Source organism: Pedobacter sp. Bi126, assembly GCF_918698245.1.
In the GTDB taxonomy this organism is placed as follows: Bacteria; Bacteroidota; Bacteroidia; order Sphingobacteriales; family Sphingobacteriaceae; genus Pedobacter.
In genome coordinates this window covers 977,253-993,675 of sequence record NZ_CAKKMS010000003.1, presented here as the reverse complement: position 1 = coordinate 993,675, position 16,423 = coordinate 977,253, and the positions used below count along the sequence as shown (strand labels likewise).

Annotated in this window: 19 protein-coding genes; 6 read left to right on the top strand and 13 right to left on the bottom strand. The window is 38.5% G+C overall.

Translation table 11 applies throughout. The features are described 5' to 3' along the window. Positions 1–28 precede the first annotated feature (28 nt). Positions 29–898, bottom strand: coding sequence for an energy transducer TonB (locus tag LQ201_RS14410; protein ID WP_230143332.1), 870 nt, complete (start codon positions 896–898; stop codon positions 29–31). Between the two features lie 20 nt (positions 899–918). Further along, positions 919–3,726, bottom strand: coding sequence for a DNA polymerase I (gene polA / locus LQ201_RS14405; RefSeq protein WP_230143330.1), 2,808 nt, complete (start codon positions 3,724–3,726; stop codon positions 919–921). A 158-nt stretch (positions 3,727–3,884) separates the two neighbouring features. Here polA and LQ201_RS14400 point away from each other — a divergent pair, with 158 nt between their 5' ends. Next, positions 3,885–4,373 (top strand): hypothetical protein, encoded by a 489-nt coding sequence (locus LQ201_RS14400; RefSeq protein ID WP_230143329.1) that lies wholly within the window; start codon positions 3,885–3,887, stop codon positions 4,371–4,373. A 235-nt stretch (positions 4,374–4,608) separates the two neighbouring features. After that, positions 4,609–5,289 (top strand): hypothetical protein, encoded by a 681-nt coding sequence (locus LQ201_RS14395; RefSeq protein ID WP_230143327.1) that lies wholly within the window; start codon positions 4,609–4,611, stop codon positions 5,287–5,289. 93 nt (positions 5,290–5,382) lie between these two features. Here LQ201_RS14395 and LQ201_RS14390 read toward each other — a convergent pair whose 3' ends face one another. The 3 genes from LQ201_RS14390 to LQ201_RS14380 all read right to left on the bottom strand — a co-directional run bounded on the left by LQ201_RS14390 (position 5,383) and on the right by LQ201_RS14380 (position 6,847). Further along, positions 5,383–5,973 (bottom strand): DNA-3-methyladenine glycosylase I, encoded by a 591-nt coding sequence (locus LQ201_RS14390; protein WP_230143325.1) that lies wholly within the window; start codon positions 5,971–5,973, stop codon positions 5,383–5,385. 40 nt (positions 5,974–6,013) lie between these two features. Then, on the bottom strand, positions 6,014–6,388 hold the full coding sequence (locus tag LQ201_RS14385; protein ID WP_230143324.1) for a four helix bundle protein: 375 nt from the start codon (positions 6,386–6,388) through the stop codon (positions 6,014–6,016). Between the two features lie 105 nt (positions 6,389–6,493). Further along, entirely contained in the window at positions 6,494–6,847 is a 354-nt protein-coding gene (locus tag LQ201_RS14380) for a carboxymuconolactone decarboxylase family protein (RefSeq protein ID WP_230143321.1), read from the bottom strand. A gap of 51 nt (positions 6,848–6,898) precedes the next feature. On the opposite strand from LQ201_RS14380, the gene LQ201_RS14375 reads away from it, so the two are divergent. Beyond that, on the top strand, positions 6,899–7,258 hold the full coding sequence (locus tag LQ201_RS14375) for a hypothetical protein (protein ID WP_230143319.1): 360 nt from the start codon (positions 6,899–6,901) through the stop codon (positions 7,256–7,258). Here the strand turns inward: LQ201_RS14375 and LQ201_RS14370 are convergent. Further along, positions 7,248–7,580 (bottom strand): MGMT family protein, encoded by a 333-nt coding sequence (locus LQ201_RS14370; protein ID WP_230143318.1) that lies wholly within the window; start codon positions 7,578–7,580, stop codon positions 7,248–7,250. The genes LQ201_RS14375 and LQ201_RS14370 overlap by 11 nt on opposite strands. After that, entirely contained in the window at positions 7,580–8,230 is a 651-nt protein-coding gene (trmB, locus tag LQ201_RS14365; protein ID WP_230143459.1) for a tRNA (guanosine(46)-N7)-methyltransferase TrmB, read from the bottom strand. Before trmB ends, LQ201_RS14370 begins: the two co-directional genes overlap by 1 nt. Before the next feature lie 114 nt (positions 8,231–8,344). Here trmB and LQ201_RS14360 point away from each other — a divergent pair, with 114 nt between their 5' ends. Continuing rightward, positions 8,345–9,271, top strand: coding sequence for a GDP-L-fucose synthase (locus LQ201_RS14360; protein ID WP_256449200.1), 927 nt, complete (start codon positions 8,345–8,347; stop codon positions 9,269–9,271). 53 nt (positions 9,272–9,324) lie between these two features. Here LQ201_RS14360 and LQ201_RS14355 read toward each other — a convergent pair whose 3' ends face one another. After that, positions 9,325–10,452, bottom strand: a complete 1,128-nt coding sequence (locus LQ201_RS14355) for a glycoside hydrolase family 130 protein (protein WP_230143316.1) — start codon at positions 10,450–10,452, stop codon at positions 9,325–9,327. A gap of 232 nt (positions 10,453–10,684) precedes the next feature. Here LQ201_RS14355 and LQ201_RS14350 point away from each other — a divergent pair, with 232 nt between their 5' ends. Then, positions 10,685–11,617 carry a hydrogen peroxide-inducible genes activator gene (locus tag LQ201_RS14350; RefSeq protein ID WP_230143314.1) on the top strand — a complete coding sequence of 311 codons (933 nt, stop codon included), beginning with the start codon at positions 10,685–10,687 and terminating at the stop codon, positions 11,615–11,617. 273 nt (positions 11,618–11,890) lie between these two features. Here LQ201_RS14350 and LQ201_RS14345 read toward each other — a convergent pair whose 3' ends face one another. From LQ201_RS14345 to LQ201_RS14325, 5 genes are all read right to left on the bottom strand, one after another. Continuing rightward, positions 11,891–12,130 carry a hypothetical protein gene (locus LQ201_RS14345; protein WP_230143312.1) on the bottom strand — a complete coding sequence of 80 codons (240 nt, stop codon included), beginning with the start codon at positions 12,128–12,130 and terminating at the stop codon, positions 11,891–11,893. 39 nt (positions 12,131–12,169) lie between these two features. Next, positions 12,170–12,631 (bottom strand): hypothetical protein, encoded by a 462-nt coding sequence (locus LQ201_RS14340; protein WP_230143310.1) that lies wholly within the window; start codon positions 12,629–12,631, stop codon positions 12,170–12,172. Positions 12,632–12,728: 97 nt separating this feature from the next. Then, on the bottom strand, positions 12,729–13,337 hold the full coding sequence (locus LQ201_RS14335; RefSeq protein WP_230143309.1) for a superoxide dismutase: 609 nt from the start codon (positions 13,335–13,337) through the stop codon (positions 12,729–12,731). A 251-nt stretch (positions 13,338–13,588) separates the two neighbouring features. Beyond that, positions 13,589–14,056, bottom strand: a complete 468-nt coding sequence (locus LQ201_RS14330; protein WP_230143308.1) for a nucleoside deaminase — start codon at positions 14,054–14,056, stop codon at positions 13,589–13,591. A gap of 292 nt (positions 14,057–14,348) precedes the next feature. After that, positions 14,349–14,684, bottom strand: coding sequence for a tRNA-binding protein (locus LQ201_RS14325; protein WP_057930747.1), 336 nt, complete (start codon positions 14,682–14,684; stop codon positions 14,349–14,351). 191 nt (positions 14,685–14,875) lie between these two features. Between LQ201_RS14325 and LQ201_RS14320 the strand changes: the two genes are divergently transcribed. After that, positions 14,876–16,360: a xylulokinase gene (locus tag LQ201_RS14320; RefSeq protein WP_230143307.1), complete on the top strand. Its 1,485-nt coding sequence runs from the start codon at positions 14,876–14,878 to the stop codon at positions 16,358–16,360. Positions 16,361–16,423: the final 63 nt, after the last annotated feature.

Below are 16,423 nucleotides of genomic sequence, written 5' to 3'. Positions count from 1 at the left end.
ACGAATATTTTTATTTTTTGTAATACAACTACCTTAAAGTAAAATTAATATTGATGTTGTACGATACAGCTATGGGATTACCAAATAATGTACCTGGAATCCAATTTGGTGATTGCTGCGTAACCCTGATTGCCTCTTCACTTAAACTTGCACTAGGTGACGAAATAATTTTAATATCTTCTATTGTGCCAGTTTTATTTACTGTGAATGATAAATAAACTTTCCCTTGGGTTTTAACCCGATGATCTTCTACAGGATACCTGATATTTCTGCTCAGATATACATAAAATTGCTTCATGCCTCCCGGAAAAAACGGCTCCGTGCTAACATCGGCTTTGGCTACAGGTTTACCGTCGATAGCTAGATATGCACTATCGGTTACTTTATTTTTACTATCGTACGCTTCTTTAAGTGCCAGGTTGCCGTTCTCGTAAAGAATCTTCCATTCGCCCAATTTCTTTCCATTGCTATAATTGCCGCTTATTTTTGTAGCACCATTTTTCCAATAGGTGGTATATGCTCCATTGAGCTTATCTTCTTGATATACTTTCGATTCTTTTGGCTTACCATCAAGGTCAAAGCTCGTCCACAAACCTGTTTTTTTATTGTCGAGATAAAAACCCTTCAATGAAACTTTTTCATTGTTGTACTCTTCATATTCGCCGTTTAGCGTTTTAAGTTTTTTATCGGTGAAAGTTTCCGTTTTAACAATAGTGTGTTTGGCATTAAAGGTTGTTTTGATCCAAACACTATCCTTTCTGTAAACTTTATAAGTTTCACCTGTTTTGGCTACCGTTTTAGCATAATCACCAAAGCTATAGGTTATTAAGGTGTCGCTTTTCTGTGCAAATACATTAAGCGAAATAAAACTGAAAACGATGATTAAGGTTCTTTTCATCACATGTATTTCATTATCCCTTAATGCGCAGCCAGCCAATTATCTCCCTCACCAATTTCTACCACAATGGGTACCGTGAGTTTAATGGCATTGGCCATTTTATCCTGAATAATTGCTTTCATCGTTTCTTTTTCTGATCTCAGTACATCAAACACCAACTCATCATGTACCTGCATGGTCATGGTTGACTGTAAATTCTGTGCTTTCATTTCTTTATGGATATTGATCATGGCAATCTTAATCATATCGGCTGCAGAACCTTGAATGGGTGCATTAATGGCATTTCGTTCTGCAAAACCTCTTACGGTTTGGTTGGCAGAGTTAATATCTCTTAAATAACGTCTTCTGCCCATTATCGTTTCTACAAATCCGTTCTCGCGTGCAAAGTTCATGGTATCGCTCATGTAACGTTTAATACCTGGGTATTGCGCAAAATATTGTTCTATAATTTCTGCTGCTTCTTTGCGTGGAATACCTAAATTTTGTGATAAACCAAAAGCAGACTGACCATAAATAATTCCGAAGTTAACGGCTTTGGCATTTCTGCGCTGTGTTCCATCTACTTCTTCGATGCTTACGCCATACACTTTAGCTGCTGTTGCCGTGTGGATATCGATCCCCTTGTTAAACGCATCGAGCATATTCTCTTCCTTGCTGATTTCGGCTATAATGCGCAATTCTATCTGCGAATAATCGGCCGATAACAAAATGTGGTTTTCATCCCTTGCAATAAAGGCTTTGCGCACCTCTCTGCCACGCTCGGTACGGATCGGAATATTCTGTAAATTCGGGTTATTGGAGCTTAATCTTCCTGTTGCCGCAACAGCCTGATTGTAGGATGTATGCACTCTACCTGTTTTAGGGTTAACCATTAAAGGCAGTGCATCAACATAGGTAGATTTAAGTTTCTGTAACTGGCGGAAGTCTAAAATATCCTGTACAATATCACTTTTGCTGGCTAAGGCCATTAAAACGTCTTCTCCGGTTTGGTACTGACCGGTTTTCGTTTTTTTAGCTTTCGGATCTAACTGAAGTTTATCAAATAAAACCTCTCCCAATTGCTTTGGCGAAGCAAGATTAAATTTAATTCCTGCTTTATCGTAAACATTCTGTTCGAACTTGATAATTTCAGTTTCGAGCTCTTTGGAATAAGCTTTTAAGGTTTCGATATCAATGCGAACACCTTCTTTCTCTATGTCTGCCAGAACATAAACTAAAGGGTTCTCAATTTCTTCGGCTAGTTTGGCCGCATTTAGTTCTTTTAATTTTGGTTCGAAGATGTGCGCTAATTGTAAGGTCACATCGGCATCTTCGGCAGCGTAATCTACCACATCTATTACTGGCACATCACGCATGGTGCCTTGGTTTTTGCCTTTTGCACCAATCAATTTGGTAATAGAAATTGGTGAATAACCAAGGTAGTTTTCTGATAATACATCCATACCATGGCGGGTATCAGGGTCGATTAAATAGTGGGCAAGCATGGTATCAAAAAGTTTACCTTTCACCTGAACACCATACCATTTCAACACTAAAATATCGTATTTGGTATTCTGACCAATTTTTTCAATTTCTTCATTTTCCAATACGACTCTAAATTCGTCGACGATAACCTGAGCTTCTTCTCTCACTGCCGGAACCGGAATGTAATAACCTGTGCCTGGTTTTATGGAGAAAGATAAACCAACTAAATCGGCCATGTTTGCATCGGTACCGGTAGTTTCCGTATCAAATGAGATGCGTTTTTCGGCAAGCAATGACTTAATTAGATCTGCACGTTGCTCAGCAGTGTCAACCAACTGGTAATCGTGTTCTGTATTTTCTATGGTTTTAGCCGGAAGCTTTTCTACTGGTTCCTCTTCAAGTGTATTGGTATATTGAATGGCTTCACCTGCTTGGTTTCCAAATAAATCTGTCTGCGTACCTTCCTGAAAGCGTGCTGTCGTAACGGAAAATTCATCGCCAAATACCCTGCGACCTAAAGTTCTGAACTCTAATTCGGTAAATAGCGGTTCTAATAAATCGCGGCTCGGATCGCAGAGTTCCAAACTTGCTTCATCCAATTCAACAGGAACATCCAATAAAATAGTAGCCAGTTTTTTTGAGATTAAACCTTGCTCTGCAAAATTTTCTACGTTTTCGCGCTGTTTACCTTTTAGTTCGTGCGAATTTGCAATAATGTTCTCCATAGAGCCATATTGTTTGATCAAAGCTTTCGCTGTTTTCTCGCCTATGCCTGGGATGCCCGGGATATTATCTACCGCATCGCCCCATAAACCTAAAATATCGATTACCTGTAATACATTTTCGATCTCCCATTTGGCCAATACTTCCTTTACGCCCAATATTTCCATATCGTTACCCATACGGGAAGGTTTGTAAATAAAAATATTTTCAGAAACCAATTGTGCAAAATCCTTATCTGGCGTCATGCAGTAAACCTGATAGCCTTTTTGTTCTGCCTTTTTAGCCAGTGTACCAATAATATCATCGGCCTCGTAACCATCAGAGGTGATTACTGGAATATTAAAACCCGTAATTAATTTGATCACATAAGGCATTGCCGCAGCCAGATCTTCCGGCATAGCCTGACGATGTGCTTTATACGCTTCGAAAGAAGTATGCCTTTCAGTCGGCGCCTCGGTATCGAAAACAACTGCAATGTGTGTTGGTTTTTCTTTCTTCAAAACATCTAACAAAGTATTGGTAAAGCCCATTACTGCCGATGTATTAATGCCTGTTGAGGTGAAACGAGGGTTTTTACTTAATGCAAAATGCGCCCTGTACATCAGCGCCATACCATCTAGGAGAAAGAGTTTTTTATTCATGTGATTACACCTATTTTATGATTATACCGACAAACAGATTTATCGGATGATAAAAGTAACCAAAGTTAGTCATATCACTAAAATGCTTTATCAACAAAAAAAATAAATTATTTATTGAAATCTCTTACTTTAAGCATCATTTATAAAAAAACGCTTTTATGAAAACTTTCTTTACCTTAATTTTTTGCATGACGGCCTGCTTAACCAAGGCTCAGTTCCCATCCGATACCTTGATTACCTATATCACTTTCGAAAACCTAAAAGGACCCGATGATGGTTATGGCGCGTCAATCGATCGGCCAATAGGCAGTGGTGCCTTTAAAAACATATCCGATCGGGATAATTTAAGAGTAAGAATGGCCAAACTCGAAAATTCTTACCGCTGGCCTGATGGATCAAAAATCGACTTTACTAAAAGAAATAGTCAACATTCAAATACAGGTATTGTAGATCGTTATACTTTGATAAATCCAACTACAAAAGATACGCTATTTCTCTTTGTTGATCCCTATAAAACCGATTCTACATTTTATATTCCAAAGGGAATGGTTGTTGTTAACAAAGAAGTTTTGGCAAAAGAAATTGCCGTACAGCTAAAATCAATCGAGGATATTAACGCCGCTAAAGATGTTTTTGCCAATGAATAGGAAAACATTAATAAGATTGCCAACTATATTGCCATTAATATCGGACTGGTTAATTTTATTGATCGGGAAAGTCTGCGTAAAGTGATGACTGATACTCAAGCTGATCCAGAGCTAAAGAATCATTTATTAATTTTCAAAAAGAACATCCTGATGTAGCGACTGGAAATATCAAAATTAATCTGAATTAGTATGTTTTGGAATTAAGTTCCGTTATTTGTGAAAAGCAATTAAGCATATGAAATTTCTATTATCTGTTTTTCTTTTCTTACTTACGCTAAATCAACTTTCAGCCCAGGATTTTATTGTTAAAAACAACGATGATGTCATCCGTGGAACGATAAAGGGCACTGATTATTTTTCGGTTTTTATTAGCGCCAATGATGAAGCCGATGTGATTTTGCCTGCAAAGGATGTTAAGAACTTCTTTTGGAACGGTGATAGCTTTTTGAGCAAGGGTTTTGCAAATGGGCGCAATTTCGAATACCGTTTTGTTAAGATAATCGAAATGGGTACAGTTAATCTTTATTCTTTTGGCGGAGGTACCTTAGTTCCCGCAGTAAAAGAGAAAAAAGTAAAATTCAGACCGTCAATTGGTATTGGAACAGGAACCGGTGGTTATGGTGGCATGGGTATGGGTGGAGGCATTAGCATCGGCAGTGGCCGTAATGCTGCACCAGAGAGACCAGCATGTGCGCCTGTTGTTCGTTACTTTATTGAAAAACCAGGTGCTGGTCCTTTACAGGAAGTACCTATGAAGGCGATAACCGAAGACACTAAAAAAACTGAAATTAAAAATATTTTATTGCAAAAAATAGGCGACCAACCTACTTTAAAAGCTAAAGTTGAAGCTGGGACAGATTTTAATAGCAGAGATGTAATTGAATGGGTTAAGGAATATAACGCCACAAAGAAGTAGCGCTAGGATTCCGGGTTGATTATAGGATTGCAAGATCCTCTTGCATAAAATATTTAAACAAACTGGCTCCTGGTCGCTGCAAAAAAGTAAACATTATCTTGCACAACAGTTTAATAAATGGTCATTAACCATGCCGGTTGCCTGCATATGTGCATAACAGATGTTGGTGCCGAAAAATTTGAAGCCACGTTTTTTCATGTCTTTACTAATCTGATCGGAAAGTTCGGTTCTTGGCGGAACATCACTCATTTTTTCGATCTGATTTTGGATCGGTTTACCATCAGGAACAAAACTCCACATGTACTTAGAAAAGCTTCCAAATTCCTTCTGGATTTCGATGAACAATTTAGCGTTGGTAATGGCTCCTTTAACTTTTAAACGATTGCGGATAATACCTTCATCGTTCATCAGCCGCTCTACATCTTTTTCAGTAAAAGCCGCTACTTTGTTCACCTCAAAATCGGCGAAAGCTTTACGGTAGTTCTCCCGTCTTCTGAGAATAGTAATCCAGCTTAAGCCAGCCTGCGCACCTTCGAGGATCAGGAATTCGAATAAAATTTTATCATCATAAACAGGCTTTCCCCATTCTTCATCGTGATATTTGATATAGAGTGGATCGGAGCCTGCCCAGGCACAGCGGGTTATTGAGTTTGGAGTTTGGGGTTGGGAGTTTTGAGTCGGCATAGGGCTAAGATTGGAGCTTGGAGTCATCCAAAGCAACGTATTAAAACAATTTGATTAAGAACTTTTCCGGGTTTTTCATCATGTATACCAATAACTTTGCAACTTCTTCTGCTTGATTATTTAACATATTAAACTCATCCTCAAAAATGTAGCTACAGGCCAGAGCGAATTCCAGCCAGGTTTGAGTTTCACCGTTTTCAGTATCAGCATCAGAAAGCTTACTAACAAAATGGTTTGGGTATTTTCTTTTTCTATAAGCCTCTGCCAAGTTCGCGCAAACACTTCTTGAGCATCTTCTGATCTGATCTGTTAGACTATATTTTTCTTCTGATGGAAACCGTTTAGAGATATGGAATATTTCCATTGAAAGTTTAAATCCTTTTTGATAAGCCAATAAATCCTTAATTGTTCCCATAAACTAAATATAAAAATATTCAATGGCATTATTTAGTGCATTTTTAAGAACTCTACTCTAAAATCTAACAGCCCCAGTCTGGGACATGCAAGGAAACTCCCAACTCTAAACTCCTGACTCCAAACTTAGCTCATCCCAATACTCCACCGCTCTCCTGTAATGTGGAATTACAATACTGCCACCCACAAGATTGGCGATCATGAAAATTTCGTTCATCTCATCATGGTTTACACCAGCATCGAAACACTTGCCCAAATGGTATTTAATGCAATCATCACAACGCAAAACCATTGAGGCTACAAGGCCTAACATCTCTTTCGTTTTAACATCTAAGGCTCCATCAGCATAGGAGGTGGTATCGAGTGCAAAAAATCGTTTAATATTTGTATTCGCCGTCTCCATAATTCTATCGTTCATTTTTTCACGATAGCCATTAAATTCTTCTACAAGCTTTCCCATATTTTAAAATCTTTTTTAACTGTTATTTGTTAGGGATATAAACATTTGATTATGAAAATGATATCTCCAAAATTTCATGCCGTTTTAGATTACCTATTGGTAATGCTTTTGTTGGCTTCGCCAGATATTTTTGGCCTTTCTAAAACCGCTTCAACACTGGCTTACACATTGGGCGTCATTCATTTTTTATTAACGATAACCACCAATTTCAGCGGGGGTATTTTTAAAATCATTAATCTTAAACTCCACGGCCTTATCGAGTTTTTCGTTAGTATTGTTCTAGTAATTTTAGCATTTACGCTTTTTAAAGGAAATTTAACCGACGAAATCTTCTATGCCTGCTTAGGTTTATTGATTCTGATTATTTTTACCCTTACCGATTATAAACGAAGTTTGCCTGTTATACTGTAATTTCTTCGAGCGGATTCCAGAATACTTTTTTAAAGTTTACCACCTTATCGTCCTTCACTTCAACGCCTTCTTTCTTTAACAGTTCCTCCATTAGTTCGGGCGGTTTGAAATGAAACTTTCCGGTTAGCAAACCACTACTGTTTACCACCCTATGGGCAGGCACAACAGGATGGGCTGTTCCGGCATAAAGCATGGCATGTCCAACCATTCTTGATGATTTTGCTGCACCTAAACTTTTCGCGATAGCTCCATAAGATGTAACCCTCCCTTTCGGAATTAACCGGGCAATCTCATAAACCTGTTCGTAAAAGTTAGTATCCATTATTCAAAAGAAAATTGAATATAATTAATATTTTTATCGTGTAACAAGTATTTTTTCTCGTAATAGGTTTTGATCGACAATACTTCATCAACCAGTTCAGAAGTATACAGATGATCGGTATTTTTATGTACAGGCAATCCTAATTCTGCAACCTTTTCGCACGTATAAGCATACAATTGGTCGTTATCCGTTTTCAAATTAACATTGCCACCTGGTTTTAAAACAAGTTTATAGCGGTTCAGGAATGCGGGGAAAGTCAAACGTTTTTTTTCACGGCTATCTTGTAGTTGCGGATCGGGAAAGGTGATCCAGATCTCGTCAATTTCTCCTTCGTTGAAATAATCCAATAAATTTTCAATCTGGATTCTTAAAAAAGCAACGTTGTTAATTCCATCTTCAATAGCTGTTTTTGCGCCTCTCCAAATGCGGTTACCCTTATAATCAACACCTATAAAGTTTTTTTCAGGAAACAACCTGGCTAAGTTTACCGAATATTCGCCTTTTCCACATGCCAGTTCGAGCACAATGGGATTCGTATTTTTAAAATGTGCTGAAGCCCAGTTTCCCTTTAAAGTTTTTCCTTGTTCTAATTGATATACGTTTGCAAATGTTTCAATTTCTGCAAAACGCCTAAGTTTATCTTTACCCAAAAGTTTTTTTTTCTGCAAAAATACAATTAAATCAATAATCGAAGTTTCTTTTGCCAGAAAGATTAATGTCATTCTTATTTAGGAATCGTATTTTTGTAACCTATAAAAAATACCGTGGAAAAAAACGCTAAAATATATGTTGCAGGTCATCGTGGTATGGTGGGTTCGGCCATTTACCGCAAACTGCAAAAAGAGGGTTACGAGAATATTATAACCAAAACTTCGAGCGAGCTAGATTTACGCAACCAACAGGCGGTTACCGATTTCTTTGCAGCAGAAAAACCAGATTACGTATTTCTTGCCGCAGCAAAGGTAGGTGGCATTGTAGCTAACAATACATACAGGGCCGATTTTCTCTATGAGAATTTAGCCATACAAAATAATGTGATCCATAATGCTTATGTAAATGGCGTTAAGAAACTCATGTTTTTGGGGTCGAGCTGTATCTACCCTAAAATGGCCCCACAGCCTTTAAAAGAAGATTACCTTTTAACCGGAACTTTAGAGCACACCAATGAGCCTTATGCAATTGCAAAAATTGCAGGGATTAAAATGTGCGATGCCTACCGCGATCAATATGGCTGTAATTTCATCTCTGTAATGCCAACAAATTTATATGGCTTTAATGACAACTATCACCCTCAAAATTCACATGTTCTACCTGCTTTGATCCGTAAGGTACACGAGGCAAAAGCAAATAACGAAAAAGAGATTGTGGTTTGGGGATCCGGTTCGCCGATGCGCGAATTTTTGTTTGCAGATGATCTGGCAGACGCCTGTTATTTCCTGATGCAAAACTACAACGAACCGCATTTGATCAATGTTGGTACCGGGCACGACTTAACCATCAAAGACCTGGCTTTATTAATCAAAGACGTATTGGGCTTTGAAGGCGAATTGGTATTCGATGCAAGCAAACCCGATGGAACACCGCGTAAATTGATGGACGTAAGCAAACTTCATAATTTAGGCTGGAAACATCAAATAGAACTTCGCGAAGGTATTGCGCTGGCTTATCAGGATTTTGAAAGCCGTTACTAAATGAGTTTTACAAGGGTGCGCAGGATGTTATTCTGCGCAATTTTATTTATGGCTTATTTTTTAGCGGCAGGATCATAAATGGCTACTGCTACCCGGCTGTCGGCACAGCCATAATATAAAAACCATTTCTCTTTGAAATAAACCAGCCCCTCGATAAAAACTGTACCTGACGGGTATTGCCCGCTTTTTTCGAAAGGCGCAGTAGGTACGAAAAAAGGTTGATCAAGCCGCGCGATCACTTTTGAAGGATGCTTCAGGTCGAACAACACCTGCCCGGCCGAATAGGTATTGGCTACATAATTGGTATCTCTTTCTGTATCGCTCCTGTTTTTACCATTATATAAAACTAAAATACCCTTATCGGTTACAATTGCCGGCGGACCGCACTCGGTCAGGTCACTATCGAAATATTTTTTCCTGGGTTTCACAATTAAATCTAAATCTCCTTTTGCATTTAAAGCTGGCTCCCAATTGATAAGATCGACTGAGGTAGCAATATTCATGAAACGTTCACCCCAGTACATCGTATATTTGCCATTTATTTTGGCGATCACTTGTTTTCCATTTTCCACCTTGGTTACAATCGAACCAGATTTGCATTTGAGATTTTGAAATTTTCCATTGTAGGCCCTACTAAACGCAGGGCCGTGTTTGGTCCAGTGTTTTAAATCTTTGGAAGTGGCTACAGCCAGACGGAATATATTTCTGTTCCATTGGGTATACAGCATTACGTACATACCCTCTGCGGTAACCGCAATTCGCGGATCTTCGCAGCCACCCGGCCATTCGTACGCTTTTTGATTATCTTCATCAGGGTAGAGCACAGGCGCTGGATTGCGCTTCATTGTAATGCCATTGGTACTTTCAGCAATACCTATTCTGGAAGTACGCATGCCAATTCCATTACCTGACCTATCTTCTCCGCGATAGAGCAGATATACCTTATTTTTGTATACAGTAGCAGCAGGATTAAATACATCGCCCGCTTCCCACGCTATTTTTTGTTTACTCATCGGGTCGAAGAAAACACTTTCAGCTTTTGGCGAAATAATGGGATTAACATTTTCCGGGCGTATAAATGGCCCTAACGCCCAATCGGAAAATTGGTTTTGGGCATTTGCCGCAAAGGCCAGCGGAAGAGAAATAACAAGAAGGACAAAGCGTAAAGCAATTCTGTTCATAAAACTAAAATACCTAATTAATCTCGAAAACCGGTGATGATTTGGATTATCGCTAATTAAATCAATCCTACATAAATATTTTATTCAACCTTTTGTTTAAATGTCTCATTTTAACGGAGAATCTTATTCATCCAAATCATTCACAACTCAATTACCCATCCATCAGTGCCTCAAATATTTTTTATTATAGTCAAAATTGATATATTTGGAATTATAAATAAATTTTAACTATATGACTTTAGTTCAGCTAGAATATATTGTTGCTGTAGATACTTACAGAAGTTTTGTTACTGCAGCGGATAAATGTTTTGTAACGCAGCCTACCTTAAGTATGCAGGTACAAAAGCTGGAGGAACTGATCAGCGTTAAAATTTTCGACAGGAGCAAACAACCAGTAAGTCCGACCGAAATTGGTGCCCAGATTATTGCCCAGGCCAGGATTATTTTACAGGAAAGCGGAAAAATAAAAGAACTGATCAGCAGTCAGCAGCAGGATGTTCTAGGGGAATTAAGAATAGGTGTTATCCCAACTGTTGCACCGTACCTGCTTCCCGAAGTAATTTCTGCCATGCTGGATAAATATCCTGAATTAAAACTTTTAATCTGGGAATATACCACCGAAGATATTATTCACCACCTCAAAACAGGTGTACTGGATTGTGGTATTTTAGCCACGCCACTTACCGATCCAAACATTACCGAAATCCCGTTATACTACGAAAACTTTGTGAGCTATATCAGCAAAAATAGCAAGCTTTATAAAAAGAAGGCCGTTGATGCCGAAGATTTGAATGATGAAAACATCTGGCTTTTAAACGAAGGTCATTGTATGCGCAATCAGGTATTGAACATTTGTCGCTCTACAAAAAACAATAGATTACAGGGACTGGAATACAATACAGGCAGCGTAGAAACGCTGGTTAGAATGGTCGATTTAAACGGTGGCGCAACATTATTGCCCGAGCTGGCCATAGCAGAATTAAATGCAAAACAGACTAGTAAAATCCGTCATTTTAAATCGCCCGAACCTGTGCGGGAGATCAGCCTGGTAACCCATAAAAACTTTATTAAAAAACGGATGCTTAATGCTTTAAAAGATGAGATTTTAGAAATTATCCCAAAAGCCATGAAGCAAAAGAAGAAAAAAGATATTGTTGGGATTTAGTTCTTCTTGCGAAGTTTAAAAGGGCGAAGCGATGGAAAAGCTTCGAAAGCTTTTAAATGTGATCGTCATTGCGAGAAGGCTTTTTCAGCCGACGAAGCAATCTTACAACGATCGCTAGTAGCGTGTGCACTAAGATTATTCATTTTTGCAGCTGTTTTTAAAGGTATTCATGAACTCAATCGTTCGGTTATCTTCGTATCTCGCAATGACGGCTTTAGAGCTGTATTTTAATGATAATCATTAAGAGCCCTAAATCAATAAAAGAAGAATCATTTAAACTTCGTGAATTAGCTCACGGTCTTTATCTACATGATCGGCCAACTTATAGCCTGATGTAGCGGGGTTTTTATCCTCCAAAAAGATCAAAACAATTAATGAAACGATAGGAATTAAAAAGGAAATAAAAAACCAGAACCAGAAATTCCGGCCTGTGCGCTTAGCCAAAAAACCTGCAAGTAACTGTGGCGACAATAGTAGTCCGAGTACAATAGTGCCTACGATTATCTCTGGCATTTGTTATTGAATTAATCGATTGCAAAAGTGCTAGCTTGCTTAAAGATCTTGTTTTTGTGCCGGAGGTGCAGATAACAATCCTTTAATATCGCTCTCCACTTCTTCCTCTTCGCCTTTTTTCTTTTTCTTGTTTTTTGCTTTAAGCCCTTTACCGCTTAAACGCTCTTCGATAATTTTATCATATTCCGTTTGTTGCTCTGGCCTTAAAACATTGCGGATATTTTTTGAGGTTTCGTTCTGTAGCTTATAAAATTTATCTACATCCTCTTCACGTGAGTTGCCTGCCTGTTGCCTTTTGATTAAATCTGCCTGTTCTTTCGCTTGGTTATAGGTAAAGCTGTAAATTACGCTTTTTTGGGTTCCATTTAATTTTAATCGCTTATCCAGATCCTCCACATTCTTCTGTGCAATTTCCCCTGGAGTAGGTACTTTATTTTGCTGTGCACGCACCAATCCATTTACACCAACAATAACTAAAAATAAAATTACAAGCCTTTTCATTTCGAACATTTTATATCTGCGAAGTTACTTAATTATCTTAAAACAAGAAAGTCCCGATTTGCATCGGGACTTTCTTAAATTTTATTGAATGTTTAGCTTATAAAGCTTTTTTGTAAAGCTCAGCAACTGCATCCCAGTTAATTACATTCCAAATTGCCGCTAAATAATCAGGGCGTTTGTTCTGGTATTTTAAATAGTATGCATGCTCCCAAACATCGATACCTAAAATTGGTGCTCCTTTAACTTCAGCAACATCCATTAAAGGGTTATCCTGGTTTGGCGTAGAAGAAACCTGAAGTTTTTTATCAGCACCAACTGATAACCAAGCCCAGCCAGAACCAAAGCGGGTAGCACCAGCTTCTTGTAATTTAGTTTTAAGATCAGCAAACGAACCAAAAGTTTCGTTAATTGCTTTAGCTAAATCGCCAGCTGGCTCACCACCTTTATTTGGACCTAAAATGTTCCAGAACAAAGAGTGATTATAGTGACCTCCACCGTTGTTTCTCACAGCAGCTGGGAATTTTGAAATGTTTTTTACAATTTCCTCGATACTAGAAGTCGCTTCTGGCTTACCTTCTAAAGCTTTGTTTAGGTTGGTAACGTAAGCCTGATGGTGTTTATCATGGTGGATTTCCATGGTAGTTTTATCAATATGCGGTTCTAATGCATCGGTTGCGTAATGTAACGCAGGTAATTCAAAAGCCATAATGTTTTATGTTTAAAGATTTAAAAATGTTTCTTGTAGCAAATATAACATTAGAACGTTAAGATTTGTTCATGTTATTATCATCAAATCGTTTTCTGCGCTGTTGTTGTAAAGTTGGAAAGGTTTAAAAGCTGTAAGCTTCAGGACAATAGCCAACAGTTTTAATGAAAAATTAACTTTTTAGTCGATAGTTGATGGTCGATAGCAAAATAGCCCGTTTCCCTATGAACTACAAACCATGAGCCATTAACTCATCTTTTCTTTGCAAAAAAGTCCCTCATCAATATTGCACATTCCTCTGCCATTATCCCTCCTTTTAACACCGTTTTTGGATGGAGCAGATTCGCGTTTTTGGAGATAAAGCCTCTTTTTTCTTCTCTGGCACCATATACAATGCGGCCAATCTGTGTCCAATAACTTGCACCGGCACACATTACACAAGGCTCGATGGTTACATATAGGGTACAATCCCTTAAATATTTCCCGCCTATCGTTTGCGCTGCAGAGGTAAACGCCTGCATTTCTGCATGTGCAGTAACATCATTAAAGCGTTCGGTTAAATTGTAGCCACGGCCAATAATCCTGTTTTTACTAACCACTATTGCGCCGATTGGAATTTCATCTTCAGCTAAAGCTTTTTTTGCTTCTTCCAAAGCCAATTTCATGTAATGGATATCCTCTTTTTCAGGGTCGGTATTTTCGAAGTTGTAAAAACTCATGTGACAAATATAGGGTAAGACTTCCTAAGTTTCCAAAGGTAACAGTCAGGCGAAACTTTGGAAGTCTATAGGTAAACTTTTTCTGATTAGGTTTTTGGAGCGCAGTTACAGTGCTAATCCGTTACCTCAGTCCTGCTTTTCGTTACAAGTCCTCATTCGTACCTCACTCCGGTCTTTTCACTCCAATCAGGGCTATTGAACAAAAGCCTGTGCTAATAGTAAGCAAATAAAGTGCAGACTTCAGAAGTTCCCAAGGGCAGAGGGCCAGAAAAACTTCGGAAGTCTACAAGCGTTACACCAGTTTACTCCCATTAGGAACTTTACTTTGTACTGCAGTCAATACGATATCACCGTTTTCGTCGGCAAAACCGGTTACCAAAAATTCGGACATAAATTTTCCGATCTGTTTTTTAGGGAAGTTGATTACCCCTACAATCTGTTTCCCTGGTAATTCGTCTAAAGAATAATGTTTGGTAATCTGCGCACTACTCATTTTAATGCCGAATTCGCCAAAGTCTACCTTAACTTTATAGGCAGGCCGCCGGGCTTCAGGAAATTCGAAAGCCTCTAAAATGGTGCCTACCCTCAGTTCTACTTTTTCGAAATCATTCCAGGTAATCTCTTCCATAACTTAATTTTAATGTAACGGCAAAAATATAAATTATTAAAATAATTCGATTGCAGTTTAAATTAGGAAGAATGTTCAATTCAACCGATTGCACAAAATGGAATAAATGTTACAAAAATTTGCGTTTTATATTTTAAGCACTATCTTTATGCAACCGTTTGCATAGCCAAATATTAAAATAATTTAAAACCATGTATTTATTAGGGATTGATTTAGGAACCTCATCTATAAAAGTTGCAGTTGTTGATGTAGCTTCACAGAAAAACATTGCGACAGCACAATACCCGGAAGAGGAAACAGCAATTAAATCTTTGCAATCGGGCTGGGCAGAGCAATCGCCTAATGATTGGTGGCAAAATGTTCAGCAAGCAATTCTCAAATTAAATTCGACAGGCTTATTTAATCCTAAAGAAATTAAAGCAATTGGCATTGCGTACCAAATGCATGGTCTGGTTGTAGTAGATAAAGACCAAAACGTACTGCGTGATAGTATTATTTGGTGCGACAGCAGGGCAGTTGAGTTAGGCAATGGTGCTTTTGAGGCCATTGGAGAGGAAAAGTCGTTAAAACACCTCCTAAACTCTCCGGGAAACTTTACAGCTTCAAAGCTGGCCTGGGTAAAAGCAAATGAGCCAGAGATCTATAACCACATCGATAAAATAATGCTGCCGGGCGATTTCATCTCAATGAAATTAACAGGAGAAATTACAACAAGTATTTCTGCATTATCTGAAGGCATTTTCTGGGATTTTGAAAATCATGAAATTTCCAAAGATGTAATGGATTATTATGGAATCCCAGGCAACGTTATTCCGCAGGTGAAAGCTTTATTTTCCGAACACGGTTATTTAAAAGCTGATGTTGCAGCGTCTTTAGGCCTGTCAGCCGGTATCCCTGTAGCTTATAAATCCGGCGATCAGCCTAACAACGCGCTTTCTTTAAATGTATTGAAGCCTGGAGAAGTTGCTGCAACAGCAGGAACATCAGGTGTAATTTACGGGGTAAGCAACGATCTTACCTACGATAAACAATCGAGGGTAAATACCTTTGCCCACGTAACCTATTCGGAGGAGAAAAAACACACCGGCGTTTTACTTTGTATCAATGGCACTGGCAGCATGTACCGTTGGGCAAAATACAATTTCGCACCACAGTCTACATATGCTGAACTGAATAACCTGGCGTTAAAAGCACCAATAGGTAGCAATGGCTTAAAAGTACTTCCCTTTGGAAACGGTGCCGAGCGGATGTTAAACAACAAATATACTGGCGCCCAGCTGTTAGGTATCGACTTAAATCTCCACAATCAATCGGATATTTTTAGGGCAGTACAAGAAGGAATTGCCTTTTCTTTCCGCTATGGACTGGATATTATGAGAGAAAACGGCATGAAACCTAAAGTAATCCGTGCCGGGAGGGCCAACCTCTTTTTAAGTGACGTATTTGCACAAACTTTTGTTGACGTTACAGGCATTCCGGTAGAACTTTACGAAAACGACGGTAGTGTTGGCGCAGCCTTAGGTGCCGGGATAGGTGCGGGGATTTTTAAAAGCGCAGAAGAAGCTTTTAACAACCACGAAGTAATTAAAACTTTAATCCCACAACATTCGGCAACATACGAACCCATTTATCAGGATTGGAAAAAAATATTAGAGAAACAATTAGCAATTGGTTAATGATTGACAGTCCATAGCGAGACCGACTATGAACTATTGACCAACAGACCACAACCAAAAAAC

Coding starts and splice junctions, on each gene's coding strand:
- LQ201_RS14410 (WP_230143332.1), bottom strand. CDS start 898: ATGAAAAGAACCTTAATCATCGTTTTCAGTTTTATTTCGCTTAATGTA.
- polA (WP_230143330.1), bottom strand. CDS start 3,726: ATGAATAAAAAACTCTTTCTCCTAGATGGTATGGCGCTGATGTACAGG.
- LQ201_RS14400 (WP_230143329.1), top strand. CDS start 3,885: ATGAAAACTTTCTTTACCTTAATTTTTTGCATGACGGCCTGCTTAACC.
- LQ201_RS14395 (WP_230143327.1), top strand. CDS start 4,609: ATGAAATTTCTATTATCTGTTTTTCTTTTCTTACTTACGCTAAATCAA.
- LQ201_RS14390 (WP_230143325.1), bottom strand. CDS start 5,973: ATGCCGACTCAAAACTCCCAACCCCAAACTCCAAACTCAATAACCCGC.
- LQ201_RS14385 (WP_230143324.1), bottom strand. CDS start 6,388: ATGGGAACAATTAAGGATTTATTGGCTTATCAAAAAGGATTTAAACTT.
- LQ201_RS14380 (WP_230143321.1), bottom strand. CDS start 6,847: ATGGGAAAGCTTGTAGAAGAATTTAATGGCTATCGTGAAAAAATGAAC.
- LQ201_RS14375 (WP_230143319.1), top strand. CDS start 6,899: ATGAAAATGATATCTCCAAAATTTCATGCCGTTTTAGATTACCTATTG.
- LQ201_RS14370 (WP_230143318.1), bottom strand. CDS start 7,580: ATGGATACTAACTTTTACGAACAGGTTTATGAGATTGCCCGGTTAATT.
- LQ201_RS14355 (WP_230143316.1), bottom strand. CDS start 10,452: ATGAACAGAATTGCTTTACGCTTTGTCCTTCTTGTTATTTCTCTTCCG.
- LQ201_RS14350 (WP_230143314.1), top strand. CDS start 10,685: ATGACTTTAGTTCAGCTAGAATATATTGTTGCTGTAGATACTTACAGA.
- LQ201_RS14345 (WP_230143312.1), bottom strand. CDS start 12,130: ATGCCAGAGATAATCGTAGGCACTATTGTACTCGGACTACTATTGTCG.
- LQ201_RS14340 (WP_230143310.1), bottom strand. CDS start 12,631: ATGAAAAGGCTTGTAATTTTATTTTTAGTTATTGTTGGTGTAAATGGA.
- LQ201_RS14335 (WP_230143309.1), bottom strand. CDS start 13,337: ATGGCTTTTGAATTACCTGCGTTACATTACGCAACCGATGCATTAGAA.
- LQ201_RS14330 (WP_230143308.1), bottom strand. CDS start 14,056: ATGAGTTTTTACAACTTCGAAAATACCGACCCTGAAAAAGAGGATATC.
- LQ201_RS14325 (WP_057930747.1), bottom strand. CDS start 14,684: ATGGAAGAGATTACCTGGAATGATTTCGAAAAAGTAGAACTGAGGGTA.
- LQ201_RS14320 (WP_230143307.1), top strand. CDS start 14,876: ATGTATTTATTAGGGATTGATTTAGGAACCTCATCTATAAAAGTTGCA.